This window comes from Stenotrophomonas sp. STK16_22, assembly GCF_051984505.1.
GTDB classification, from domain to species: Bacteria; Pseudomonadota; Gammaproteobacteria; order Xanthomonadales; family Xanthomonadaceae; genus Stenotrophomonas; species Stenotrophomonas maltophilia_A.
Window position 1 is genome coordinate 4570626 of the sequence record NZ_CP196972.1, and the last position, 24652, is coordinate 4595277.

At 67.5% G+C, this 24652-nt stretch carries 25 protein-coding genes; 14 read left to right on the forward strand and 11 right to left on the reverse strand.

The window, feature by feature from the left end; all coding sequences use genetic code 11:
• The first annotated feature begins 9 nt into the window (after positions 1 to 9).
• Entirely contained in the window at positions 10 to 1011 is a 1002-nt protein-coding gene (locus tag ACSYAO_RS21110) for an energy transducer TonB (protein WP_049400878.1), read from the forward strand.
• 83 nt (positions 1012 to 1094) lie between these two features.
• Here the strand turns inward: ACSYAO_RS21110 and ACSYAO_RS21115 are convergent, their stop codons facing one another.
• The gene (locus tag ACSYAO_RS21115) at positions 1095 to 1349 is read right to left on the reverse strand and encodes a hypothetical protein (protein ID WP_049462828.1); all 255 of its coding nucleotides are present in this window, start codon (positions 1347 to 1349) and stop codon (positions 1095 to 1097) included.
• Positions 1350 to 1426: 77 nt separating this feature from the next.
• On the opposite strand from ACSYAO_RS21115, the gene ACSYAO_RS21120 reads away from it, so the two are divergent.
• Both ACSYAO_RS21120 and ACSYAO_RS21125 read left to right on the forward strand, forming a co-directional pair.
• Positions 1427 to 2224, forward strand: coding sequence for an AraC family transcriptional regulator (locus ACSYAO_RS21120; protein WP_049463730.1), 798 nt, complete (start codon positions 1427 to 1429; stop codon positions 2222 to 2224).
• Positions 2225 to 2325: 101 nt separating this feature from the next.
• Complete coding sequence (locus ACSYAO_RS21125; RefSeq protein ID WP_049460585.1) at positions 2326 to 3024, forward strand: transposase; 699 nt, start codon at positions 2326 to 2328, stop codon at positions 3022 to 3024.
• A 34-nt stretch (positions 3025 to 3058) separates the two neighbouring features.
• Here the strand turns inward: ACSYAO_RS21125 and ACSYAO_RS21130 are convergent, their stop codons facing one another.
• The 4 genes from ACSYAO_RS21130 to ACSYAO_RS21145 all read right to left on the reverse strand — a co-directional run bounded on the left by ACSYAO_RS21130 (position 3059) and on the right by ACSYAO_RS21145 (position 7780).
• A complete protein-coding gene (locus ACSYAO_RS21130; protein ID WP_049460587.1) occupies positions 3059 to 4243 on the reverse strand; it encodes an ABC transporter permease in 1185 nt (394 codons plus the stop codon).
• Positions 4240 to 4986, reverse strand: coding sequence for an ABC transporter ATP-binding protein (locus ACSYAO_RS21135; protein WP_049400883.1), 747 nt, complete (start codon positions 4984 to 4986; stop codon positions 4240 to 4242). Before ACSYAO_RS21135 ends, ACSYAO_RS21130 begins: the two co-directional genes overlap by 4 nt.
• Positions 4983 to 6509: an alpha/beta hydrolase gene (locus ACSYAO_RS21140; protein ID WP_049460588.1), complete on the reverse strand. Its 1527-nt coding sequence runs from the start codon at positions 6507 to 6509 to the stop codon at positions 4983 to 4985. Before ACSYAO_RS21140 ends, ACSYAO_RS21135 begins: the two co-directional genes overlap by 4 nt.
• 68 nt (positions 6510 to 6577) lie before the next feature.
• On the reverse strand, positions 6578 to 7780 hold the full coding sequence (locus ACSYAO_RS21145) for a GGDEF domain-containing protein (RefSeq protein WP_049460590.1): 1203 nt from the start codon (positions 7778 to 7780) through the stop codon (positions 6578 to 6580).
• A 154-nt stretch (positions 7781 to 7934) separates the two neighbouring features.
• On the opposite strand from ACSYAO_RS21145, the gene ACSYAO_RS21150 reads away from it, so the two are divergent.
• The 3 genes from ACSYAO_RS21150 (at position 7935) to ACSYAO_RS21160 (ending at position 11180) form a co-directional block, all read left to right on the forward strand.
• The gene (locus ACSYAO_RS21150; RefSeq protein WP_032129137.1) at positions 7935 to 8420 is read left to right on the forward strand and encodes a DUF1203 domain-containing protein; all 486 of its coding nucleotides are present in this window, start codon (positions 7935 to 7937) and stop codon (positions 8418 to 8420) included.
• Positions 8421 to 8653: 233 nt separating this feature from the next.
• Positions 8654 to 9826, forward strand: coding sequence for a lytic polysaccharide monooxygenase (locus ACSYAO_RS21155; RefSeq protein WP_049460593.1), 1173 nt, complete (start codon positions 8654 to 8656; stop codon positions 9824 to 9826).
• Positions 9827 to 10004: 178 nt separating this feature from the next.
• Positions 10005 to 11180 (forward strand): lytic polysaccharide monooxygenase, encoded by a 1176-nt coding sequence (locus tag ACSYAO_RS21160; RefSeq protein ID WP_049460595.1) that lies wholly within the window; start codon positions 10005 to 10007, stop codon positions 11178 to 11180.
• Positions 11181 to 11292: 112 nt separating this feature from the next.
• Here the strand turns inward: ACSYAO_RS21160 and ACSYAO_RS21165 are convergent, their stop codons facing one another.
• A complete protein-coding gene (locus tag ACSYAO_RS21165; protein WP_080356485.1) occupies positions 11293 to 12042 on the reverse strand; it encodes a ferredoxin--NADP reductase in 750 nt (249 codons plus the stop codon).
• Between the two features lie 84 nt (positions 12043 to 12126).
• On the opposite strand from ACSYAO_RS21165, the gene ACSYAO_RS21170 reads away from it, so the two are divergent.
• From ACSYAO_RS21170 to ACSYAO_RS21190, 5 genes are all read left to right on the forward strand, one after another.
• Complete coding sequence (locus tag ACSYAO_RS21170) at positions 12127 to 13095, forward strand: ABC transporter ATP-binding protein (RefSeq protein WP_049400895.1); 969 nt, start codon at positions 12127 to 12129, stop codon at positions 13093 to 13095.
• A complete protein-coding gene (locus tag ACSYAO_RS21175) occupies positions 13092 to 13883 on the forward strand; it encodes an ABC transporter permease (protein ID WP_005411568.1) in 792 nt (263 codons plus the stop codon). The genes ACSYAO_RS21170 and ACSYAO_RS21175 overlap by 4 nt, the downstream gene beginning before the upstream one ends.
• 349 nt (positions 13884 to 14232) lie before the next feature.
• Positions 14233 to 15000, forward strand: coding sequence for a hypothetical protein (locus ACSYAO_RS21180; RefSeq protein WP_049460599.1), 768 nt, complete (start codon positions 14233 to 14235; stop codon positions 14998 to 15000).
• A 300-nt stretch (positions 15001 to 15300) separates the two neighbouring features.
• On the forward strand, positions 15301 to 16239 hold the full coding sequence (gene panE / locus ACSYAO_RS21185; RefSeq protein ID WP_049460601.1) for a 2-dehydropantoate 2-reductase: 939 nt from the start codon (positions 15301 to 15303) through the stop codon (positions 16237 to 16239).
• 50 nt (positions 16240 to 16289) lie between these two features.
• Complete coding sequence (locus tag ACSYAO_RS21190; protein WP_180862769.1) at positions 16290 to 17120, forward strand: epimerase; 831 nt, start codon at positions 16290 to 16292, stop codon at positions 17118 to 17120.
• Between the two features lie 76 nt (positions 17121 to 17196).
• On the opposite strand, the gene ACSYAO_RS21195 is transcribed toward ACSYAO_RS21190, so the two are convergent.
• The gene (locus tag ACSYAO_RS21195; RefSeq protein WP_049460617.1) at positions 17197 to 17994 is read right to left on the reverse strand and encodes a TatD family hydrolase; all 798 of its coding nucleotides are present in this window, start codon (positions 17992 to 17994) and stop codon (positions 17197 to 17199) included.
• Between the two features lie 67 nt (positions 17995 to 18061).
• On the opposite strand from ACSYAO_RS21195, the gene hrpB reads away from it, so the two are divergent.
• Both hrpB and ACSYAO_RS21205 read left to right on the forward strand, forming a co-directional pair.
• Positions 18062 to 20566 carry an ATP-dependent helicase HrpB gene (gene hrpB, locus ACSYAO_RS21200; protein WP_049460604.1) on the forward strand — a complete coding sequence of 835 codons (2505 nt, stop codon included), beginning with the start codon at positions 18062 to 18064 and terminating at the stop codon, positions 20564 to 20566.
• 135 nt (positions 20567 to 20701) lie between these two features.
• Complete coding sequence (locus ACSYAO_RS21205; protein WP_019336760.1) at positions 20702 to 21076, forward strand: hypothetical protein; 375 nt, start codon at positions 20702 to 20704, stop codon at positions 21074 to 21076.
• Between the two features lie 94 nt (positions 21077 to 21170).
• Here the strand turns inward: ACSYAO_RS21205 and ACSYAO_RS21210 are convergent, their stop codons facing one another.
• From ACSYAO_RS21210 to ACSYAO_RS21225, 4 genes are all read right to left on the reverse strand, one after another.
• On the reverse strand, positions 21171 to 21710 hold the full coding sequence (locus tag ACSYAO_RS21210; RefSeq protein WP_049460607.1) for a pseudouridine synthase: 540 nt from the start codon (positions 21708 to 21710) through the stop codon (positions 21171 to 21173).
• Between the two features lie 129 nt (positions 21711 to 21839).
• Positions 21840 to 22091: a hypothetical protein gene (locus ACSYAO_RS21215; protein ID WP_223224685.1), complete on the reverse strand. Its 252-nt coding sequence runs from the start codon at positions 22089 to 22091 to the stop codon at positions 21840 to 21842.
• A 135-nt stretch (positions 22092 to 22226) separates the two neighbouring features.
• A complete protein-coding gene (locus ACSYAO_RS21220; protein ID WP_223276875.1) occupies positions 22227 to 22490 on the reverse strand; it encodes a hypothetical protein in 264 nt (87 codons plus the stop codon).
• Between the two features lie 118 nt (positions 22491 to 22608).
• Positions 22609 to 23466: a class I SAM-dependent methyltransferase gene (locus ACSYAO_RS21225; protein ID WP_049460609.1), complete on the reverse strand. Its 858-nt coding sequence runs from the start codon at positions 23464 to 23466 to the stop codon at positions 22609 to 22611.
• Positions 23467 to 23635: 169 nt separating this feature from the next.
• Here ACSYAO_RS21225 and ACSYAO_RS21230 point away from each other — a divergent pair, with 169 nt between their 5' ends.
• On the forward strand, positions 23636 to 24592 hold the full coding sequence (locus ACSYAO_RS21230) for an aldo/keto reductase (protein WP_049460611.1): 957 nt from the start codon (positions 23636 to 23638) through the stop codon (positions 24590 to 24592).
• Positions 24593 to 24652 lie beyond the last annotated feature (60 nt).

Here is a 24652-nt window from a genome sequence, read left to right on the forward strand (position 1 = left end):
GGGAGCAGGATGTCGCACGTCTCAACGATCACCGCCGCGCGCCGGTGGCTGCCGGTTGCTTTGGCACTGGCGCTGGCCGCCTGCTCGGGAAAGGAAGAATCTGCAGCACCGGCCCCGGCCGCCGCACCCGCCACCGCTGCACCGGCCGCACCGGTGGTCGCCGCCAAGGTGCAGTCCATGGGCACCGAACAGCTGCGTGAATCGGCCAGCCAGGCACTGCGCGAGAACCGCATGTACGCGCCGGCCGGCGACAACGCCATCGAGTACTACCTCGCCCTGCGCGACAAGACACCGGACGACGCGTCGGTGAAGAGCGCGCTGACCGACCTGCTGCCCTACACCCTGATCGCCGCCGAGCAGCACCTGGGCCGCGAGGACTACACCGAGGCGCAGCGCCTGGTGGCACTGATCGAGAAGGTGGATGCCTCCGCTCCCGCCCTGCCGCGCCTGAAGGAAGGCCTGGCCAAGGGCGTGGAAAATGCGGCCAAGCGCACCGAGACCGAAGCCGAGAAGGCCAGGAAGGACGCCGAAGACCGGACCAAGCAGCAGGCCGAACAGCAGCGCCTGACCGAGCAGCGCGCCAAGGAAGCCGATGCGGCCAAGCAGATTGCCGCGCAGCAGGATGCCGCACGCCGCGACAACGAGCGCCAGGAGGCGGAGCGCCAGGCCGCGGCCCGTCGCGATGCCGAACAGAAACAGCAGCAGGCCGCCGCCCAACAGGCCAGCGCCGCACGCCAGGCAGCCGCCGCGGCAGCTCCCACCCTCCGCCCGGTCAGCACGCCGGCGCCGCGCTATCCGGCCGAGGCACTGCGTTCGGGAACGTCGGGCGAAGTGCTGGTGGAGATCACCGTCGGTACCGACGGCTCAGTGGTCAGCGCCCGCGTGCTGCGCGCGACGTCGGGACGGACCTTCGACCGCGAAGCCCTGAACGCGGTCAAGCGCTGGCGCTTCGAGCCGGTCAACGCGCCGGTCACCACCCGCCGCACCCTGGTGTTCGCACCGGGCGGCTGACCGCAAAAAAGGGGACGGAGGGGATTAAGTCGTTTCCGCCCCTTGATGACGCCAAGGCCCGGCATGTCCGGGCCTTGTCCGTTTCAGGCAGCGCCATCAATCAGGCGCTGCAACGCCGGATCGCGCGCAGCCAGCACCTGGAACAGGCCCAGCGCATGCAGGCCGGGCAGCAACGCACGCAGGTCGGCTTCGGCAGTGGCGCGGGTGGCATCATCGCTGGTGGGATCCTGCCAGGCACGGACGCTGGCCAGGAAGGCACCGACGCTGCCCTTGCGCACGGTGAGGCCATTTACCTGCACCTCGTTCTGATGGTCCGGAAGAATGTCCTGTGGCTGCATGGGGAAGCGCTCCGTTGAAGTGGGCTCCAGTGTCGGAGCCCGGACGCGACGTTTCTGCCGTATAACTGCCAATCGATATGGCAGATCAGACAACCACCGCATTGATTGACCCGGCACTGGCCAATGCCGCCGACGGGCCTGCGTTGCTGGGGGCGCAGCTGCGCCTGCCGGGTCCGCGCCGCACGGCACGCCACCAGCACGCCCGCGGGCAGCTGCTGGGTGCACATCAGGGCCTGCTGCGGATCGAGGTGGGCGACCTGCACTGGCTGCTGCCGGCGGGTCATGTCGCCTGGATACCGCCTTCGCTGCCCCACGCACTGGCCAGTACCAGTGCGTTCGACGGCTGGAGCCTGTACTTCAGCGCGCAGGCCTGCACCGACCTGCCTGCAGCCCCTCGCATCTTCCAGCCGGGGCCGCTGCTGCAGGCCGCGGTGATTCGGGCGCTGCAGTGGCCGCATGTTCCTCTGGATGCCACACAGGCACGACTGGCCGGTGTGATCGCCGATGAGATTGGCGCCAGCTCGCCATTGCCGCTGGCCCTGCCGCAACCGCGTGACCGGCGACTGCAGAAACTTGCCGCCGCACTGGCGCGCGCACCGCACGACAACCGCAGCATCGAGGACTGGGCCGCCAGCAGCGGTCTGTCCAGCCGCAGCCTCGCCCGCCATTGGCTGGCCGAGACCGGCCTGTCGCCAAGCCAGTGGCGGCAACGCCTGCGGGTGCTGCTGGCACTGCCACGCCTGCTGTCCGGCGAGCCGGTGATCAGCGTCGCGCTGTCGATGGGCTACGACACACCCAGTGCCTTCATCGCCGTGTTCAAGCGCGAGATAGGGGTGACGCCTGCGCGGTATGGAAAAGGGGACGGAGGGGATTAAGTCGCTTCTGCCCTCCCCCACATCAACTCGCGGCATCGCCTGATGCCCTTCGCGGTCACGGAAGCGGCAGGCTGATGATTCCTTGAAACCCCTGAACTGCCATGCCTCGACAAGCACGCCTGATGTTGGCCGAACAGCCGTATCACGTAACCCAGCGCGGTGTGAACAAGGGGGCGATCTTCGTTGACGATATCGACCGCCAGCTGTTTCTGCACCTTTTGCACAGCGCCTTCCTGAAGCATCAGGTCGCGCTGCATGCCTATGTATTGATGGGCAATCACGTCCATCTATTGGCCACACCCTCCACTCAGGCCGGCTTGGCCAACGCGATGCGGATGCAGGGCAACAACTATGTCCAGGCGTTCAATCAGCGGCATGAGCGCAGCGGACCACTCTGGCAGGGCCGCTTCCATTCTTCGATGGTGGACAGCGACGCCTATCTGCTCAGCGTCTATCGCTACATCGAACTCAATCCGGTTCGTGCAGGCATGACAGGCGCCCCGGAAGATCACCCTTGGTCGAGCGTGCATGGAAACCTGCAGCGCCGCGATGATCCGATGCTGACAGAACATCCCGCCTTTCGGGCACTGGCCTCGACCAAGCGACAGCGGACGACGCTCTATGCGCAGTTCCTGCGGGACGTGAACGCGTCCGCCGACCTGCCGGCAATACGCGCGCACAGTGCCGGGCAGCATCCGTTGGGAAATGCAGCTTACCTGCGGATGGTGGAACAGACACTGGGCCGCCCCGTGGTGCTGCGCAAGCGGGGACGCCCTCAGAAGAAGGGGGCGGAGGGTTAAAAACGACTTAATCCCCTCCGTCCCCTTTTTGCAGTCAGCCCGAGATCGCCAGGCGCTCGTTGTGGTAACGGCGCACGGCGGCGAACCACAGCAGTGCGGCCAGGCCGAGGCTGGCACCGAGATAGATGGCCCAGACCGACGGCGTGATGGTCTCGTGGCGGATCACCTTCAACAGCATCTGGTTCTGCGACAGGAACGGCACGGCGTACTGCCACAGCTCGCTCTTCAGCGGATAGGCCACCAGCGCGTAGCCGGGCATCATCGGCAACAGCATCAGCCAGGTCATGTGGCTCTGCGCTTCCTTCATGCTCTTGGCCGCCGCCGACAGGAAGGTCAGCAGCGAGGTGCCGATCATCAGCATCGGCAACATCACCAGCAGCATCTGCAGCATCGAACCGACGTTCATGTTGAACTGGCGGCCGATGTTGCCGGGCGCGATCTGTGCGCTCACCTTGAATGCGACCAGGGTCAGCAGCAGTGACACGAAGCCGACCACGCAGGCAGCCGCGATCTTGCCGCTGACGATCGCGCTGCGCGAGCCGGGCGTGGCCAGCAGCGGCTCCAGTGACTGCCGCTCGCGCTCGCCGGCGGTGGCGTCCATCACCAGGTAGGCGCCGCCGATGAACGAGGTCAGCGTGAGCAGCACCGGCAGCAGCATCGACAGGATCATGCCGCGCTTGGCCTCGGCACTGGCCAGGTCCTGGCGCGCCACGTCCAGCGGCCGCGCCACCTGCGCGTCGATGCCACGCGCCATCAATCGCAGCGCGCCCACCTGGCCGTTGTAGGTGGCCAGCGCCGCCTCCAGACGCGCACTGGGTACTTCTGCGGCGCGACGGGTACTGTCCTTGATCACCTCCACCAGCGCCGGCTTGCCATCGGCCCAGTCCTTGCCGAAGTCATCGCTGATGCGCAGCGCCACGTCGATCTCCTGGCTGCGGATGGCCTCGGCCAGGTCCTTCGGTGCCGGCGCGGTGTTCAGCCCCTGCGCGGCGAGGAAACGCACCAGGTTGGGGGCGTTGTCCGCACCGATGGTCGGAATCTGCAGCGGCTGCTCGATCTGGGTGCGTACCCGGCTCTCGGCCAGCTTGCCCATGCCCAGCAGCAGCACCGGGTACAGCAGCGGCCCGAACAGCAGGGTCAGCAGCAGCGTGCGGCGATCACGGGAAAGGTCGCGCAGTTCCTTGCGCATCACCGTCATCAGGGTCGACATCATGCTCATGCGTGCAGGCCCTCTTCGCTGCCGATCAATTTCACGAACGCGTCTTCCAGGTTGGATTCGCTGGCTTGCGCACGCAGTTCATCGGCGCTGCCGGCAGCCATCACCGTGCCCTTGGCGATGATCACGATGTGATCGCACAGCGCGGCCACCTCCTGCATGATGTGGCTGGACAGGATCACGCAGCGGCCCTCTTCGCGCAGGCCCAGCAGGAAGCGGCGCAGTGCGCGCGTGGTCATCACGTCCAGACCGTTGGTCGGCTCATCCAGAATGACGTTGCGCGGGTCGTGCACCAGCGCGCGGGCGATCGCGGTCTTGGTGCGCTGGCCCTGCGAGAAGCCATCGGTCTGGCGGTCGAGGATGTCACCCATGTCCAGGGCATGCGACAGCACTTCGATGCGTTCGCGGATGCGCTCGGCCGACAGGCCATGCAGCTCGCCGAAGTAGGCGATGTTCTCGCGCGCGGTCAGGCGCTTGTAGACGCCACGCGCATCGGGCAGCACGCCAAGGTGGCGGCGTACTTCCACCGGATTGCGTGCGGCATCGACACCATCGACGCTGATGCTGCCCTGGTCCGGGGTCATCAGCGTGTACAGCATGCGCATGGTGGTGGTCTTGCCGGCACCATTGGGGCCCAGCAGGCCGGTGATGCGGCCGTCCTCGGCGCGGAAGCCGACGTTGGAGACCGCCTGGATGCGGCCGGTGCGGGTGTCGAAAGCCTTGTGCAGGTTGTCGGCGACGATCATGGTTCCCATCCGTTGAACGAGGTGAACGCCGGCACGTAGCTCAGCGTGTCCAGGCAGCCGGCATCCAGCGCCTTGGCATCGGTCTTGTCGATGAACTGGCCGAGCAGGCGCGGCATGCAGCCGGCACTCAGCGTGCCGTGGCCCTGGCCGCGGGCGACCAGCGCGCGGCCATTCGGCAGGCCCTTGAGGACCTGTTCGGCATAGCGCGGGGGTGTCACCGGGTCGAGTTCACCGGACAGCAGCAGCGCCGGTACGTCGCTGCGCAGCGGCACGGCATTGGACGCTGGCGCCGGCTGGTGCGGCCATACCGGGCAGGCCGCGAAGAAGGCACTGGCCACGTCGTTGCCGAACAGTCGCTCCGGGTCCTCGGCCGGCGCCTTGTAACGCGGCGCATCCTCGCTGCAGATCACCGACCACTGCATGCCTCGGTTGATCTGGAAATCCATGCTGCGGTTCGCACCGCGTGCCAGTGACGCCAGCGGTGCATAGCGGCCATGCGCGGCTTCATCGAGCACCAGCGGCAGCAGCGAGGAATACTGCGGCACATAGGAGAAGGCGAACGCCAGGCCGATCACGCTGTCCGGACTCAGCACATCCTGCCGGGTCTGGTTGGTGCCGGGGTCGCGATACTCCACCGAGACCGGCGCACGGCGCAGGGTCTCGACCACGCTGCGCAGCTGCGCGCGGGTGTCGGTCGGGAAGCGTTTGCTGCAGGCGGCATCCTTGCGGCACTGCGCCGACTGCAGGGCGATCGCATCCTCGAACGTCGTGGCGAAGTCGCCGCCCACCACCAGTTCATTGGGCACTACGCCATCGATGACGATGCTGCGGGTGTGCTGCGGATAGGCACCGGCATAGCGCTGGGCCACGCGGGTACCGTAGGAGCCGCCGACCAGGTTGATCCGGTCCACGCCCAAGGCCTGGCGTACCGCATCCAGGTCGGCGATGGCTTCGGTGGTCGTGTAGAAGCGGGCATCGGCACGCCCCTGCAGCGAGGCCGCGCAGCGCTGCGCGTAGTCGCGCAGCGACGCCTCGGTGGGAGCGGCGTCCTCGTCCATCTGCAGGTCCTTGCCGTCCGCGCCGAGGCAGCTGAGCGGGTTGGAGCCACCGGTACCCCGCTGGTCGACAAGGAAGATGTCGCGCTGCTTGCGCACCTGGCGCAGCGCGGTATCGACGATGACCGCCACTTCGCTGGCCGCCTGGCCGGGACCACCGGCCAGGAAGAACACCGGGTCGGGCTGGCTGGAGCCGCTGCTGCCCGATTCCAGCCAGGCGATGCGCAGGCCAATGCGTCGGCCATCGGGCTGGGCCCGGTCCTCCGGCACCTGCAGGGTGGCGCACTGCGCTTCCACGTTGGCGCTGGCGCCTTCGGTGGACAACGTGCAGGGCTGGAAGTCGATCGTGCCGAAACGGCGGCTGGGTGCATCGCTGGCGCTTTCGGCGCCGGGTGACGGTGACTGGCTGCAACCGGCAAGCATCAGGCTGGCCAACGCTGCGGCCAACGCGAGGTGGTGTCTTTGCATCGTGCTCGTTTCCCCTGGAGGACGTTCCTGGCAACCACGACGGGCTGCCGCGGAAGATGTGACTCAACTTACACGGGCACGGCGTCGTCGGCGATGGGCAGACGCGAAATCTCCGCCGGCGTGGCGCAGGCCAGGCGGTCGCGGCCTGCGGCCTTGGCCCGGTACAGCGCCGCATCCGCCGCTGCCAACAGCGTGGACAGGTCGCCGTGGCCGTCGTCCATGGCCAGGCCAATGCTGGCGGTGACCATCACCGGCCCGGTACCCAGCCGCGCCGGCTTCTGCTGCAGAGCGGTACGGATCGCCGCGGCCCGCGCCATCGCTTCACCCTGTGTGCTGCCGGCCAGCACCAGCACGAACTCCTCGCCACCGTAGCGGCCCAGCAGCGTGTCGTGGCCCTGCAAACCATGCTGCAGCAGCGCAGCGAAGTGACGCAGTACCTGGTCACCGGCCAGGTGGCCCCAGCGGTCGTTGATCTGCTTGAAGTGATCGACGTCGACCAGCAGCAGGGCCAGCGGCCGGCCCTGCCGACGCAGCCGCTGCAACTGCGCCTGGCCATCGGCCAGCACCGCGCTGCGGTTGAGCAGCCCGGTCAGGCCATCGGTGCGTGCCGCACGCCGCAGATCGACCAGCATGCGCTCGACCAGCAGCAGTACCATCGCGAAACATCGCGCCAGCTCCAGCATCACCCCGGCAATGTAGGTGACGAACATCGGCGTGCCGGTGCGCATGATGTCCTCACCGGCATCGGGCGCCACCGGCAGGAACAGGCGCACCGCGTACAGTGCCGCCTCGGCCAGGAACACCGCCGCCGCCAGACGGCAGCTGGTGCGCTGCTGTACGGGGGCATGCCGCAGCAGCAGCCAGGCGATCCAGCCATCGACCAGCAGCGTGAACACACTGAACACCTGCAGGCGCACGCCCAGGTCCGGCCAGAGCACCAGGAAGGCGAAGATGCAGGCCATGAACGCGGCTGCCATCAACAACGGCCGCCACAGCGGCAGCGGCTGTTCCAGATGCAGCGCCACGCCGCGCAGCATCAGCACCGCGCAACCGGCCATCGCCGCATTCCCGGCCAGTATGGCCAGCGCCAACGGCAGGTAGGGGCGCAGCGCCAGCAGGGTCACGCCCAGGGTCAGCAGCCACAGGCTGGCGGTCCACAGGCGCAGCACCGGTTGCCCGCGCAGCACCACCAGCAGCAATGAGAACCCCACGGCGATGCCGATGCAGAGCAGGAAGCCAAGCACGGTGATGGTGGGGAAATCCAGGGACATGCGGCGCTCATCGGCCGGGGCGGCGCGCGCATCTTAGCGCCTTGCGGTGCGATCCCCGTGGCACTGCCTGGCCCGATGGCGATGCCGGGTCTGAAAACGGCGAGCATGACGGCCGGTGCATGCGCAGAATCCGGGGAAAACCAAGGAGACGCCCATGCATGCGTGGTATCTCGGTGGCCTCGACCACCGCCCCTTCCAGCACCTGTTCGAGAAGAGTGACACCGCGCTGGCTGCGCTGGGCATCCAGCGTCGCTGGGCCGGCGAAACAGGAGGACACCCCTGCCGGATCGGCCTGAGCGATCCGCCCAGCGGCAGCGAGCTGCTGCTGTTGTCCCATGTGCACCTGCCGCTGCACTCGCCCTATCACGCCTCGGGCCCGATCTTCGTGCAGCGTGGCGTAACGCGCTGCGTGCTGCCGCCGGGTGAGGTACCCGCCTATGTACAGCGCCGTACGATCTCGTTGCGCGCCTATGACCAGGCTGCATTGATGCTGGCCGCAGAGATCAGCGCGGGCACTGATGTTGCCGCCCGGCTGGACGCGCTGTTTGCCGACCCTGCCGTGGCCTTCGTGCAGCTGCACAACGCGGCCCACGGCTGCTTCTCGTGCCAGGCAGATCGAGTGGGTATGGCGCCGACGTAGCAGGATCTCCACGACGTGATCGATGCCACGCCGATCCCGTGACCGCCAACGCATCCGTTCAGTCCCGCGTGAAGCCTGCGGGAAGGGCTTCACACCCCCAGTCACGGATCGGCGCTTCGGTGGTTCCTCAGCCTGCATCGCGACTCGATACTCGCCGTGGTGCCGCCGAAAGTCCGCCGTGCAGCGCAGCTCCTGCGGTCACCGTTCTCTTTCGACGACCACAAGGAAGCGCCATGTCATTCCGATCCACACCGCTGTTGCTGGCCACCTCGTTCGCCGCTGCGGGCCTGTGCCTGGCCGGCAACGCATTCGCCCACGGCACCATGACCATGCCGGTCAGCCGCGTCTATGCCTGTTTCCAAGGCAATCCGGAGAACCCGACCAACCCGGCCTGCGCCGCCGCGAAAGCGGTGGGCGGTTCGCAGGCGTTCTACGACTGGAATGGCATCAACCAGGCCAATGCCAACGGCAACCACCAGGCCGTGGTGCCCGACGGCAAGCTGTGCAGCGGCAATAACCCGACCTTCCGCGGGCTGGATGTAAACCGCAGCGACTGGCAGACCACACCGATCCAGCCAGACGCCAACGGCAAGTTCACCTTCGTGTTCAAGGCGACCGCACCGCACGCCACGCGCGACTGGCGCTTCTTCGTCACCCGCGACGGCTGGCAACCGGGCAGCCCGCTGCGCTGGGCCGACCTGCAGGAGTTCTGCACGCTGGGCAACACGCCGCTGTCGGCCGATGGCACCTACAAGCTGCAATGCACGCTGCCACAGCGCAGCGGCCAGCATGTGATCTACAACACCTGGCAGCGCTCGGATTCGACCGAGGCGTTCTACACCTGCATGGACGTGCGCTTTGAAGGAGGCGGTGGCAGCACCCCGCCCGCAGCGCAGTGGCAGGATGCCGGCCCGGTCACCGCGCGCGGCGAGCTGCCGGTCGGCACCACCCTGGCGTTGCGCGTGTTCAACGCCAACGGCAATGATGTCGAACGCGTGGAAGCGACCCTGGCCAGTGGCCAGACTGCGGCCGCGCAGTGGCCGTTGGCGCTGGCCCGCAAGGTCAATACCAGCGCCCAGCACGCACGCGTGGGTGTGCTCAGCAATGGCGTGATCACACCGACGGCCTCGGCCACCGCCAACCGCGTGTACCTGAAGGATGGCAACCGCTTCCAGCTCGATACCCAGGTGCCCGACCCCGGCACGCCATCACCGGGCGGTGATTTTGACCACGTGTATCCCGCCGGTATCGGCAGCTACGTGCCGGGCCAGACCGTGGTGAAGGGCGGCGACGGCAAGCTTTATGCCTGCCGCCCGTTCCCGGAAGGTGCATGGTGCAACGTCAACGCCGAAGCCTACCGGCCGGGCGTGGGTGCAGCATGGCGCGATGCGTGGATCGCGTACTGAGGCAGTGATGCGGGAGGCGGTGCACAGTGCACCGCCTTTCGCCCGGATGGCGGCACAGTGAGCACCGTGTTGCAGATCGAACACAGCCGCCATCGATTTCAAACTTGTCCGATGTTGCCGACGGCCCTGCATGTGAAGACTGCGCGAGGTTTCCCACACTTCGCAAAGGAGTTCCTGCATGCACCTGTCCCACCGGGCAGTCCTCGCTCTGTCCGTCGTTGCCGGCCTGGCCCTGTCCGGCAGCGCCCTCGCCCACGGCACCATGTCCAAGCCGCTCAGCCGCGTGAAGCAGTGCCACGAAGGCAATCCGGAAAACCCGACCAACCCGGCCTGTGCCGCGGCCAAGGCCATCGGCGGCGCGCAGCCGTTCTATGACTGGAGCGCGATCGCCCACGGCAACGCCAATGGCAACCACCGCGACCTGGTGCGCGATGGCGAGCTGTGCAGCGCCAGCATCCCCAAGTACCGCGGCCTCGATCTGAATCGCAGCGACTGGCCGACCACGCCGATGCGCGCCGATTCGCGTGGCCGCTACACCTTCGAATTCCTGGCGCCGGCGCCGCACGCCACCCGCGAGTGGAAGTTCTACGTCACCCGTGACGGTTGGCAGCCGGGCAGCCCGCTGCGCTGGGCCGACCTGCAGGAATTCTGCACCCTGGGCAACGTGCCGCTGTCCGAAGGCGGTGTCTACAAGCTGGACTGCCCGCTGCCCAAGCGCACTGGCCAGCACATCATCTACAACACCTGGCAGCGCTCGGATTCGCAGGAAGCCTTCTACACCTGCATGGACGTGCGCTTCGAAGGTGGCGGTGGCGTGGTTCCGCCGCCGCAGTGGCAGGATGCCGGCGCGGTGACCGCCAATGGCGCACTGAACGTGGACAGCACCGTGACCCTACGTGTGTTCAATGCCAACGGCAACGATCTGGAGCGCGTGGAAACCAAGCTGGCCGCTGGCCAGACCAGCCCGACGCAGTGGCCGCTGGCCCTGGCCCGCAAGGTCAATGCCAGTGCACAGCATGCGCGCGTGGGCGTGATGAAGAACGGCGTGATCACGCCGGTCGCCTCGGCCACCGACAACCGCGTGTACCTGAAGCCGGGCAACCGCTTCCAGCTGGAAACCCAGGTGCCGGGGCCGGGGCCGATCGATCCGGTCGATCCGCCGGGCGGCGACTTCGACTTCGTGTACCCGGCCGGCCTCGGCAACTACACGCCGGGCGAGACCGTGGTGAAGGGCACTGACGGCAAGCTGTATGCCTGCCGCCCGTTCCCGGAAGGCGCCTGGTGCAACATCAATGCCGATGCCTATCGTCCGGGCACCGGCTATGCGTGGCGCGACGCCTGGATCGCGTACTGAGGCAGGACACCGGGGGCGGCGTGATGCCGCCCCTGGTTCATGGGCTGCCGGCCAGCGGCCGGCACTACCAGGGTCCACGCGGTTGCCGGCCAGCGGCCGGCACTACGCAGGCTTACTTGCTGCTGACGTACTTCTCGCGGCGGATCTGCGGGTTGCCCAGCCCCGCGCCCTTCAGCAGTTCGGCACAGGCGTCGACCATGTCCGGGTTGCCGCACAGGTAGGCAATGTCGGTGGCCGGGTCCGGGGTGAAGCCGGCCAGCGCCTGCTGCACGTAGCCGTGCTGCACGTCCGGATGCGGATCAGCCGGCAGTTCACGCGACAGGCATGGAACATAACGGAAGTTCGGGTGCTTTTCGGCGAAGCTGTAGAAATCTTCGCTGTACAGCAGCTCACCCGGGCTGCGCGCGCCCTGCAGCAGCACGATCTGCACGCCGCGCTCGGCCATGGCCTTTTCCAGCAGCGGCAGCATCGAGCGGTACGGGGTAACGCCGGTGCCGGTGGCGATCAGCAGGTAGCGGGCATTGTGGTCACCGGGATTCAGGCAGAACCGGCCATAGGGGCCGGACGCACTGATCTGGCCGCCCTGCTCCAGCGCCTCGAACAGGGCCGTGGCGGCGCCACCGGGGACGAAACTGACCGCGATATCCACCGCCTCGCCCGGGCCCAGCGCGTGGTCGTGGATGGTCGCCAGCGAGTAGCTGCGCTTGGTTTCGGTGCCGTCGGCGTAGCTGAAATGGACCTGGATGAACTGACCGGGCTGGAAATCCAGCGGCTGCCCATCGTCACGCACGAACTGGTAGTGGCCGACGGTCGGGGCCAGCATGCGGCAGCCGACCAGCTTGAGGGGGAATTGAACAGGCACGACTTTTCGGGACAGTGTGTAGCCGGGGCAAGCCCTCGGGGTCTTCTATAATAGCCCCTCCCCGCCCCTCTCCAGCGCCAGCCCATGGGCGCGAAGGCTTCGAGCTTGGCATCCCAGAACGATACGGCGCCCGCCCTGCGCGTGCGCGACCTGCGCAAGACCTATGACAACGGCACCCAGGCCCTCAAGGGGGTTTCCCTGGAAGTGGCCCCGGGCGACTTCTTCGCCCTGCTCGGCCCCAACGGTGCCGGCAAGTCCACCCTGATCGGCATCATCAGCTCCCTGGTCAACCTCAGCGAGGGCCAGGTGGAAGTATTCGGCAGCGACCTGGTGCGCAACCGCAGCGCCACCATGCGCCTGATCGGGCTGGTGCCGCAGGAAATCAACTTCAACCTGTTCGAAAAGCCCTTCGACATCCTGGTGAACTACGCCGGTTTCTATGGCGTGCCGCGCGAGGAAGCCGAGCAGCGTGCCGAAGAGGAACTGAAGCGGGCGCACCTGTGGGAAAAGGCACAGGTGATGAGCCGTACGCTGTCCGGTGGCATGAAGCGCCGGCTGATGATCGCCCGCGCGATGATGACCCGCCCGCGCCTGCTGATCCTGGACGAGCCGACCGCCGGCGTGGACATCGAGATCCGCCGCGACATGTGGCGCGTGCTGAAGGAGATCAACGCCGCCGGCACCACGATCATCCTCACCACGCACTACCTGGAAGAAGCCGAGTACCTGTGCCGCCACCTGGCGATCATCAACCATGGCCAGATCGTCGAGCAGGGGCCGATGCGCACCCTGCTGGCCAAGCTGGACGTGGAAGGCTTCCTGCTGGACATCGACGGTGACCTGCCGGCGCAGCTGCCGGTGATCGAGGGCGCGACGCTGACCGCACCGGACCCGCACACGCTGGACATCGACATGCCGCGCGCAATGGACCTCAACCGCGTGTTTGCCACGCTCAACGAGTCCGGTATCCGCGTGCGATCGATGCGTACCAAGAGCAACCGCCTGGAGGAGCTGTTCGTGCGCCTCACCGGCAACCTGGAGAAGCCTGCATGAGCACCACCGAGCTGACCGACGGCCAGCGCAACCGCATCGCACTGATGACCATCGTGCGCCGCGAAGTCGCCCGCATCATGCGCATCTGGGGCCAGACCCTGGTGCCGCCGGCGATCACCATGACCCTGTACTTCCTGATCTTCGGCAACCTGATCGGGTCGCGCGTGGGGGACATGGGCGGCTACACCTACATGCAGTTCATCGTGCCGGGCCTGGTGATGATGAGCGTGATCCAGAACAGCTACGGCAACATCAGTTCCTCGTTCTTCGGTGCCAAGTTCGGCCGCCACGTGGAAGAGCTGCTGGTCAGCCCGATGCCGAACTGGGTGATCCTGTGGGGCTACGTGGCCGGTGCGGTGCTGCGCGGCCTGATGGTGGGCGTGATCGTGCTGATCATCGCGATGTTCTTCACCCCGGTGCGCATCCCGCACCCGCTGGTGATGCTGACCACGGTGATCCTGGGTGCGACGATCTTCTCGCTGGCCGGTTTCATCAACGCGGTGTATGCGAAGAAGTTCGATGACGTGGCGATCGTGCCGACCTTCATCCTGACCCCGCTGACCTACCTGGGCGGCGTGTTCTATTCGGTGAAGCTGCTGCCGGGCTGGGCGGAAGCGGCCACGCACGCGAACCCGATCTTCTACATGGTCAATGCATTCCGCTATGGCCTGCTGGGCAGCAGCGATGTGCCGCTGCCGGTGGCCTACGGGCTGATGATCGGCTTCGTGGTGGTGCTGACGGCGCTGGCGCTGTGGTTGCTGCGCCGTGGCGTGGGCATGCGCAGCTGAGGGGTGCCTGCAGGGCCTGCGGCACTGCGGCCCTGCACCTGCACCTGCAGTGGTAGTGCCGGCCGCTGGCCGGCAACAGCAACAGCCAAGGCGGAAGCATCACGAGTTGGGCGGGGCGGTGTGAGGGTGCAGGACACGCCGTAAACCCGTCCGTGGGGGCTCGATGGCGCCATCCATGGCGCCAACGGTCCTGCACCCCCACACCGCCCCACCCCTGACAGTTTCCGGTCGCTGTTGGTAGGTGTCGACCTTGGTCGACACGATGGATCCACGCCATGCGTGGATGGAGCGTTCACGGTAAGACCGATGCTTGGCTCTTTTCGTTTCGGATTACGGCTAGGCTGTGGCGATGAAGATCACTTCCATTGCGTTGGACAAGGCCGTGTCGGATGGTCCGATCGATGCGTTCAGCCACGTCCTGCTGAGCGATTCGCCTACGATGGATGAGGTGCTGGGTTGCCTGGCCTCGCTGCAGACGGCTGATCCCCGCCTTCGTTATCTCTGCACGCTCGACGATGTCGGCCAGTGCCGCTACACCAGCATGCACGCGTCCGACGACGAGCGCATCGCGCTGTACGAGGACGAAGACCCGGCGACGCCGGAAGATGCGTTGGCGGCACGCGAGCGGTTGCTGGCGCACGTCGTCGCGCAGCTCGAGCATTCCACGCATCGGCTGCAGTGGACAGCGCTGGCGGGTACGTTGATGTGCAGCGACGAGGACATCGAGGCGCTGGTCGCTGCCAATGCGAAGCCGGATCTCATCATCGATGACGTGGTCTGCGTGCAACAGGTACCCGTAGCCAGTGACGACCTGCTGATTGCCGCCCTGCCCAACGGTTACTTCAGCGCGGACTGGGACCTCTTCCAGAACCACGCCCTGATCCGGCATCTGCAGGAGCGCTACGACTACCGTCTGTTCGGACTCGGCGCATCGTGGCTCGGTTTCCAGCGCGACAGCGCACCGTCGCCTGCAGAGGCGGGCGCGTTGGTCGCGGACCTGCAGCGCATCTACGCGGCCGGAACGCACGACACCTGGTCACAACTGGCTGCAACGCTGGCCAACCGCACCACACTGCTATTGGGCTACACCGAAGACTTCAGCGAACAACTACCCTGAGCACCGCTCTACACGAGCTCGCGCAGCGAGCGACCCGCTTCCGCTCTTGATCTGCTTTCCGTGGTGGCCGCGCCCGGAACATGTCCGTGGCCGGACGGGTAGGTTGCGCAGGGGCGTGAGCCGCATGGATGCGGCGACCGAGCTTACAGGGACGTACTTGCAGCGTCCCCTGCGCGGCCTACCCGCCCGGCCTACCCCAATGAACAGTGCTTTCCGCGAACCACCACGAGGGGCTCCGCCGTTGGCCGCAATCTCCGGCACAATCGCACTCCTGATTCCCCAGAAAACGGTGAACGTGCAATGCGCATCCTGATCCTCGGCGCCGGCGGTACCGGCGGTTACTTCGGCGGTCGCCTGGCTCAGGCTGGCGTGGACGTGACCTTCCTGGTGCGCCCCGCACGCGCCGCCCAGCTGGACCGCGATGGCCTGGTCATCCGCAGCCCGCTCGGCGACGCCAGCTTCCCGGTGCAGCACGTCACCGCCGACGTCCTTCCCGCGCTTGCCGCACAGAAGCCGTTCGACCTGGTCATCCTCAGCTGCAAGGCCTACGACCTGGACAGCTCGATCGATGCCATCGCTCCGGCCGTGGGCGCGAACACCACCGTGCTGCCGATCCTCAACGGCCTGCATCACTACAAGGCGCTGGACCTGCGCTTCGGCCGCGACGCCGTGCTCGGCGGCCTGTGCTTCATCAGTGCCACCAAGGCCCCCGACGGCGCCGTGCTGCACTTGGGCAAGCCGGCCAAGCTCACCTTCGGCGAGCGCGACAGCGGTGCCATCTCCGAACGCGTGCGTGCCTTCGCCGCCGCCTGCGTGCAGGCCAACCTCGATCATCTGGCCAGCGAGCACATTGGCCAGGAACAGTGGATCAAGTACACCTTCCTGACCGCGCTGGCCGCCTCGACCTGCCTGCTGCGCGCGGATATCGGCAGCATCGTCGCCACCGATGATGGCGAGGCGATCGTGCGTGGCCTGTACGACGAATGCCTGGCCGTGGCCGAAGCTGCCGGTGAGCCGATTCCCGATGCTGCGCAGGACACCGCACGCGGCACCCTGACCCAGGCCGGCTCTGCGTTGAAGGCTTCGATGCTGCGCGATCTGGAAGCCGGCCAGCAGGTGGAGGCAGAACAGATCGTCGGCGACATGCTGGCGCGCGCGCGCAAGGCCGACCAGGAAGCTCTGCTGCTGCAGGTCGCCTACAGCAGCCTGCAGGCCTACCAGGCGCTGCGCAGCGCGTGAGCGCCGCGTTGCAGACCAACGCGCTGCCGGCGCGGGTGCTGATCCTCGGCATGGGCTGGAGCGGGTGCGTGCTGGCTACGCATCTGCGGGCGTTGGGCGTACACGTGGCCGGCACGGCGCGCGACCCGGCGTCGGCACCGCACGATGGCCTGCCGCGCCATCAGCTGCGAGCTGACATGCCACCGTCGCCCGCCCTGCTCGATGAGATCGCGCAGGCCGAGGCCGTGCTGTGCAGCGTGCCGCCCGATGCCGAGGGTGACCCGGCACTGCGTCTGCTGCTACCGGCACTGCAGGAAAGTCCGGCACTTCGCTGGGTGGGCTATCTGTCATCCACGTCGGTCTATGCCGATCGGGCCGGCGGCTGGATCAACGCAACCAGCGTGGCCGATGCCACTGAAACGACCGGCATGCAACGCAGACGCGCCGAGGACCAGTGGCGTGCGCTGGCGGAGCAGCGCGGTATCGCCTCGGCGGTATTCCGCCTGCCCGGCCTGTACGGGCCGGGACGCAATGCGCTGCTGCAGCTGGCACAGGGACGTGCGCGCCACGTAGTGCGTCCAGGGTTGGTGTTCAACCGCCTGCACGTGGATGACCTGGCAACGGTCGTTATCGCATCGATGCAGCGGCCGTGCGTGGATGGGCTGTATCTGCCAGCCGATGACGAGCCGGCACCATCGCAGGAGGTACTGGCCTTCGCCGCGCAGCTGGGCGGCTTTGCGATGCCACCTGCCATGGCCTGGGACGACCCTGCGCTGAGCCAGACGCTGCGGCGCTTCTACGAGAGCAACAAGCGCATCGACAGTCGTGGCACGCGTGAAGCGCTTGGGTGGCAGCCGCGCTTCCCAAGCTACCGTGAGGGCCTGCGCGACCTGCTCCGGTAGTGCCGGCCGCTGGCCGGCAACCGCGCGATTTTTGCGGCGTTCATGCTGCTGCCGGCCAGCGGCCGGCACTACCTGATCAACCCGCGTCGGGCAGGCGGAAGAACGTACGCGTCGCGGCAGTTGCATTCGCGGCGGTCACCGCCACGTCCTCGCCACGGTCACGCGCCAGTTCTTCCACGATGTGCGAGAGGAACATCGGTTCGTTGCGGCGGTCCTTCGGCATCGGTCTCAGCGTGCGCGGCAGCAGGTACGGCGCGTCGGTCTCGATCATCAGGCGGTTGGCCGGGATGTTCTTCACCAGCTCGCGCAGGTGCGCGCCACGGCGTTCGTCGCACAGCCAGCCGGTGATGCCGATGTACCAGTCCTGGTCCAGGTAATCAAACAGCTCGTCACGCTCGCCGGTGAAGCAATGCACCACCGCCGGGCCGATACGGCCTTCGAAGTTCTTCATCTGTGCCATGAAATCGGCATGCGCGTCGCGCTGGTGCAGGAACAGCGGCTTGCCGTTGTCTGCGGCCAGCTGCAGCTGGCGCTCGAACGCGCGGTGCTGGGCCGGGCGCGGCGAGAAGTCACGGAAGTAGTCCAGCCCGCACTCGCCCACAGCCACCACTTCCGGGTGGGCATGCAGCGCGCGCATCTCGGCGTCGCATTCCTCGGTGTACTCCACCGCATGATGCGGGTGCACGCCGGCGGTGGCATACAGGAAGCCCGGGTGCTGCTGCGCCAGCTGCAGGGCCAGTGGCGAGTGCTCGCGGCTGGCACCGGTGATGACCATCTGCACCACGCCGGCCTGCCGTGCGCGTTCAAGCACGGCATCGCGGTCACGGTCGAAGGAGTCGTGGGTCAGGTTGGCGCCGATATCGATCAGGTGCATGGTCATCGCGGGGGAAAAGTGCCCGCGCATTGTACCTGCGACCGCCGTGGCCCCTTATCCTTTGCACATGAACGCCCCGCTCTTCCCGATTTCCCCGCTGCTGCCACAGATCCAGCAGCATCTGGCCGCGCAGCCGCGGCTGGTGCTGGAGGCACCGCCCGGCGCCGGCAAGACCACCCAGGTGCCGCTGGCGCTGCTCGATGCACCGTGGCTGCAGGGGCGGAAGATCATCCTGCTGGAACCGCGCCGGGTCGCCGCGCGCAGCGCCGCGCTGTTCATGGCGCGGCAGCTGGGCGAAGAGGTCGGTGGCACCGTCGGCTACCGCATCCGCTTCGAGAACAAGGTTTCGGCACGCACCCGCATTGAAGTCGTCACCGAAGGCATCCTGACCCGCATGCTGCAGGACGACCCGATGCTGGAAACCGTCGGCGCGATCCTGTTCGACGAATTCCACGAACGCCACCTCAGTGGCGATCTGGGCCTGGCGCTGGCGTTGGACGTGCAGGCACAGCTGCGCGATGACCTGCGCCTGGTGGTGATGTCGGCGACGCTGGATGGTGAGCGCCTGGCCCGTTTCCTGGATGCGCCGCGGCTGAGCAGCGAAGGCCGCAGCTACCCAGTGGCGATCAGCCATTTCCCGGCGCGCCGCGATGAGGCGCTGGAGCTGCAGGTGCGCCGCGCGGTGCAGCAGGCCCTGGCTGAACATCCCGGTGACCTGCTGGTGTTCCTGCCCGGCCAGCGCGAGATCGCGCGGGTGCAGGCCGGGCTCCAGGAATCGCTGGATGCCGGCGTCGAAGTGCTGGCCCTGCACGGCGAACTGCCGGTGGAGCAGCAGGCGCGGGTCCTGCAGGCGGCCAGTGATGGTCGTCGGCGCGTGGTACTGGCCACCAACGTGGCCGAGTCTTCGGTGACGCTGCCCGGCGTGCGCGTGGTGATCGACAGCGGCCAGGCGCGCGAACCGCGCTACGACCCCAACAGTGGCTTCACCCGGCTGGACGTGGTGGCCATCGCCCAAGCGTCGGCCGACCAGCGCGCCGGTCGCGCCGGTCGCGTGGCCGAAGGCGTGGCGTGGCGGCTGTGGCCGCAGTCGCAGCGGCTGGAGCCGCAGCGCCGCGCCGAAATCGATCAGGTCGAGCTGGCCGGACTGGCGCTGGAACTGGCCGCCTGGGGCAGCAGCGACCTGCGCTTCCTCGATCCGCCACCGGCCGGCCCGATGGGTGCCGCCCGCGAACTGCTGCAGCGGCTCGGCGCGCTGTCCAGCAGCGGTGCGATCACCGCACTTGGCCGCCGTGTGCTGGCGCTGGGCACGCATCCGCGGATGGCGGCGATGCTGCTGGCCGCGCCCGATGCCCGCGCACAGGCGCTGGCCGCCGATCTGGCCGCCCTGCTGGAGGCGCGCGATCCGTTGCGCCAGGGCGGTGATGCGCTGGCCGCGCGTTGGCGTGCGCTGGCGGCGTTCCGCAATGGCCGCGCACCGGGCGACGCCAACCGCAGCGGCCTGGCCGCGATCGATGCCGCCGCCAAGCAGTGGCGTCGCCGCCTGCGCTGCGAGGCCGCACCACCGGCCAGCATCGAGGCGCACGAAATGGGCGACCTGCTCGCGCACGCGTTCCCGGACCGCATCGGTGTCCAGCACCCCAGCGACCCACTGCGCTACCTGCTGGCCAACGGTCGCAGCGCACGCCTGCACGATCTGAGCGACCTGCGTGGCGAGCCGTGGCTGGTAGCCAGTGAACTGCGCTTCGAGGCACGCGACGCGCTGCTGCTGCGTGCCGCACCGGTGGACGAAGGCCAGCTGCGCAAGGCCTGGCCGGAGCGCTTCGTGACCGAGGACGTAGTGCGCTGGGACAGCGAGCGTCGCGCCCTGGTGGCACTGCGCGAGACCCGTTTCGACCGCATCGTGCTGGACAGCCGCTCGGCAGGCCGGGTCGATCCGCAGCACGCCGCACAGGCGCTGACCGACGCGGTGGCCGAACTCGGCCTGCAGGCGCTGCCGTGGACCGAAGGCCTGCGCCAATGGCAGGCACGCGTGGAGTCGCTGCGGCGCTGGATGCCCGAACTCGGCCTGCCCGACTGCAGCGACGACGCCCTGCTGGCCACGCGTGCGCAATGGCTGCAGCCTGCGTTCGCCGGCAAGAGCCGCCTGGATGCGCTGGACGAGTCCAGCTTCGGCGAAGCGCTGAAGTCGCCCCTGGAATGGTCACAGCGTCAGCTGGTCGAGCGTCATGCACCGACCCGCATCACCGTACCCTCCGGGCTGGAGCGGCCGATCACCTACGCGCTGGACAGCGAGAGCGGCGAACCGCTGCCGCCGGTGCTGGCGGTGAAACTTCAGGAACTGTTCGGCCTGGCCGACACGCCGCGCATCGCCGATGGCCGCGTCCCACTGACCCTGCACCTGCTCTCGCCCGGTGGCCGCCCGCTGCAGGTCACCCAGGACCTGCGCAATTTCTGGGAAAACACCTACGCGGAAGTGAAAAAGGAAATGAAGGGCCGCTACCCGCGCCATCCGTGGCCGGATGACCCGTGGACGGCGACGGCCACCCATCGGGCCAAGCCGCGCGGGACCTGACCGGTGGGGCCGGCTGCGGACCCTGCCTGATCCTGAATGGCTGCGGTAAAGTCACGCCACGTGTGACCTCGACTGACATACCGTTTACGGGCAACACGCGACACTGGACTTCGACCCGAGGCAAAGGACCCCCGCATGAGCAAGCTGACCGTAATCACCGACCGCGCTCTGGAGCGCGCCCTGGAGCTGGCCCACACCGCCGGCGATGGCCTGAAGAGCGCCGGTGGCAGCCTGCGCAATGCGGACTGGATCAAGACCGGCGCCGCCATCGGCGCAGTGAAGACCGGCGGCAAGGCCGCAACCAAGTTCGTGCGCCGCAATCCGGCAGTGGCCGTGGCCGCCGCTGCGGTCGGTGTAGGCCTGCTCGGCTACGCGCTGTACCGCAAGCAGCAGAAGAAGAAGGCCGCCAATGGCCACGTGGTGAATGGCCAGGCGCAGCGCATCAACGCACGTGACCGCCGCAACGACACCGTGGTGGACGAGCACAGCGATATCGGCAGCGACGCCTGAGCCTGCCGGGGTCGGATCCTTTCCACAGGAAGGACTCTGACCCCAAGGCACTACATGAGGGCCGGACACCGGAAGGTATCCGGCCCTTTCTGCATCAACCGATCTGCCGCCACTGTCCCGGCTGCAGGTCGTCCAGCCGGTAAGGCCCCATCGACACGCGGACCAGCCGCAGCGTCGGCAGGTTCACCGCCGCGGTCATCCGCCGCACCTGCCGGTTGCGGCCTTCCCGGATCGTGATCGCCAGCCAGGCGTCGGGCACGGTCTTGCGGAAGCGTACCGGCGGATCGCGTGTCCACAGCGACGGCGCCGGATCGAGGCGCTCGATCTTCGCCGGCAGGGTCGGCCCGTCATTGAGCACCACGCCCGTGCGCAGCTGCTGCAGCTGTTCGTCGCTGGGCATGCCTTCCACCTGCACCCAGTAGGTCTTGTCAGCCTTGTGCCTCGGGTCGGTCAGCTTGTGCGCCAGCGTACCGTTGTCGGTCAGCAGCAGCAGGCCTTCGCTGTCATGGTCCAGGCGACCGGCGGCATACACGCGCGGCGGCAGGCCGAACCCGGCCAGGGTCGGCCGCGGTGGCACGCTGCGGTCGGTGAACTGGCAGAGCACGTTGAAGGGCTTGTTGAAGGCGATCAGCATTGCGGGCACGGCAGGCGGCGGGTGGGGCATTGTCCCATGCCGCGTGCGGCGGCTCGAAAGGTGCCGGTCAAGTCGGCCGGCATAGCCCATGCCCGGCTGCGCTTTCCTGCGACCACGAACACGAAGGGCTCAGCCGAATACCTTCCACTGCAGCAGGAACGACCCCAGCACCAACACGAAACCGCATGCCGTGACGACATTGGCCCGGCGACGCAGCGCCGCGGGTGGCGGACAGGTCATGCGGGCGCGTTCGTCCAGCACCCCGCCAAAGAACAGCACCGCAAAACCCGTCGCTCCCAGCAGGTCGTAAGCATGCCCACCGTGGTACACAAAGTCATACAGCCGCGGCAGCACCAGCACCGCGATGACGATATACAGCACCTTCTTCAACGGTCCATGTCCTTGAATTCGATTGGACTCCGGCGCATGGCCGGACCTGGGGCCAGCCATACGTTGCGCTGCGCGCGGTGAGCGTGGTTGCGGCTGCGCTTTCCTGCCGCCCCAATCTCGGCCGGCTCAGCCGAAAACCTTCCATTCCAGCAGGAACGAGCCCAGCACCAGTGCGATGCCGCACGCGGCGATGACATTGGCCCGCCGCCGCAGGCCTGCGGCCGGCGGGTCGGCCCTGCGCGAACGTTCCTCCAGAAGGGCACCCGCGAACAGCACGGCAAACCCTACCGTCGCCATCAGATCGTGGGCATGACCACCGTAGAACACAAAATCGATCAACCGCCCCAGCACCAGCACCGCGACAGCGATGTAAAAGACCTTCTTCAACAATTCATGTCCTTGCATACGATCGAATTCCGGCGCATGGCCGGTTGGGACCAGCCATGCGCCGCGCTACGCGCGATGAGCCGAGCAGGAACGATGTCGGCCGTCCTGACCGGCACCCCTCTTACGGCTTGATGAAGCGCAGGGTCATGCGGTCGCTTTCGCCGATCGCCTGGTATTTCGCATCATCAGCCTTGTCGTGCTGGTTGGTCGGCGGCAGCGTCCACACGCCGTTCGGGTGGTCCTTGGTGTCCCGCGGGTTGGCATTGACCTCGCTGCGCGCGTCCAGCTTGAAGCCGGCGGCCTCGGCCATCGCGATCACCTGCTGCTGGCCGACATAGCCGGTGTCATCGTCGTCGGCCACGTCGGCCTTGGCGCGGTGCTCAATCACACCCAGCACACCGCCCGGCTTGAGCACGTTGAAGAAGCCCTGGAACATGCCCTGCGCCTGGCCGGCCTTGCGCCAGTTGTGCACGTTGCGGAAGGTCAGCACCACGTCGGCTGAACTGGCCGGGCCGAACACCGGCTTGGCCGGATCGTAGGCGACCACGGCGGTCTTGCCGAACTGTGCCGGCGCACCGGCGTACTTCTTTTCCAGGCTGTCGCGGCTGCGCTGCTGGTAGTCACGGCCGCGGCCCTCGGGCACCGCCATCGGGTCGACCACGGCGGCAACATAGTGGCCCTTGTCCTGCAGCAGCGGCGCCAGGATCTCCGAGTACCAGCCGTTGCCGGGGGTGATCTCGATGACGGTCTTTTCCGGCGTCACCTTGAAGAACGACAGCGTCTGCGCCGGATGACGGAAGCCATCGCGCTTGACGTTGTTGGCATCACGGGTCGACGCCTTCACCGCCGCATCGATGGCCGGTGACACCTGGATCTTCGCCGGTGCCACCGTGGCCGGTGCGGCGAACGCGGGAACAGCGGCAAGCAGGGCCGAAGCAAGCAGCAGGCGGCAACCACGCAGGGACGAAGCAGGCATCATCGGAGCGACTCCAGCGGAAGATGCGGCGAGACTAGCAGCCGCAGCGTCCCAGGTGTTCACAAAACGTTAGCTGCGTGCGCATCGCGGAACACTGTTTTGTGGTCACCGCCGCAGCACGGTCACACAACGCGTTTTATTCTGGAGCACTTCCCCCAAGGAGTCCGTGCCCATGACGGCAACCCGCGAACTGGGCCGTTCCGGCCTGCATGTACGTCCGCTCGCCTTCGGTGGCAACGTGTTCGGCTGGAGCGCCGATGAGAAGGCCAGCTTCGCCCTGCTCGATGCCTTCGTCGATGCCGGCTTCAACCTGGTCGACACCGCCGATGTGTATTCGGCCTGGGTGCCGGGCAATGCCGGCGGCGAATCGGAAACGCTGATCGGCAAGTGGTTTGCCCGCAGCGGCAAGCGCGACAAGGTGGTGCTGGCGACCAAGGTGGCCAAGTGGGCCGAGCGCCCCGGCCTGACCCCGGACAACATCAACGCCGCGGTGGAAGATTCGCTGCGCCGCCTGCAGACCGACGTGATCGATCTGTACCAGGCCCACGAGGATGACGAGTCAACGCCGCTGGAAGCGACCCTGGCCGCATTCGGCCGGCTGATCGAAGCCGGCAAGGTGCGTGCGATCGGTGCGTCCAACTACAGCGCCACGCGCCTGGCCGATGCGCTGAAGGTATCCACCGACTACAAGCTGCCGCGTTACGAAACCCTGCAGCCCGAGTACAACCTGTACGACCGCGCCGGCTACGAGAAGGAGCTGGAACCGCTGGTGCAGCGCGAACAGATCGGCGTGATCGGCTACTACGCCCTGGCCAGCGGCTTCCTCAGCGGCAAGTACCGCACGTCGGCCGATGCGGCCAAGAGCCCGGCACGTGGCGAGAACGTGGTGAAGCGCTATCTGAATCCGCGTGGCCTGCGCATCCTGCAGGCGCTGGATGACGTGGCCAGCAAGCACAGCGCCAGTGCCGCGCAGATCGCACTGGCGTGGCAGATCGCACGGCCGTCGATCACCGCGCCGATCGTCAGCGCCACCAGCGTCGAGCAGCTGCACGATCTGCTGGCCGCAGCCAACGTGTCGCTGAGCGTGCAGGATGTCGCGCAGCTGGATGCCGCCAGCACGGAAGCTTGAGACCCGGTAGTGCCGGCCGCTGGCCGGCATTGCACAGTCCGGTAGTGCCGGCCGCTGGCC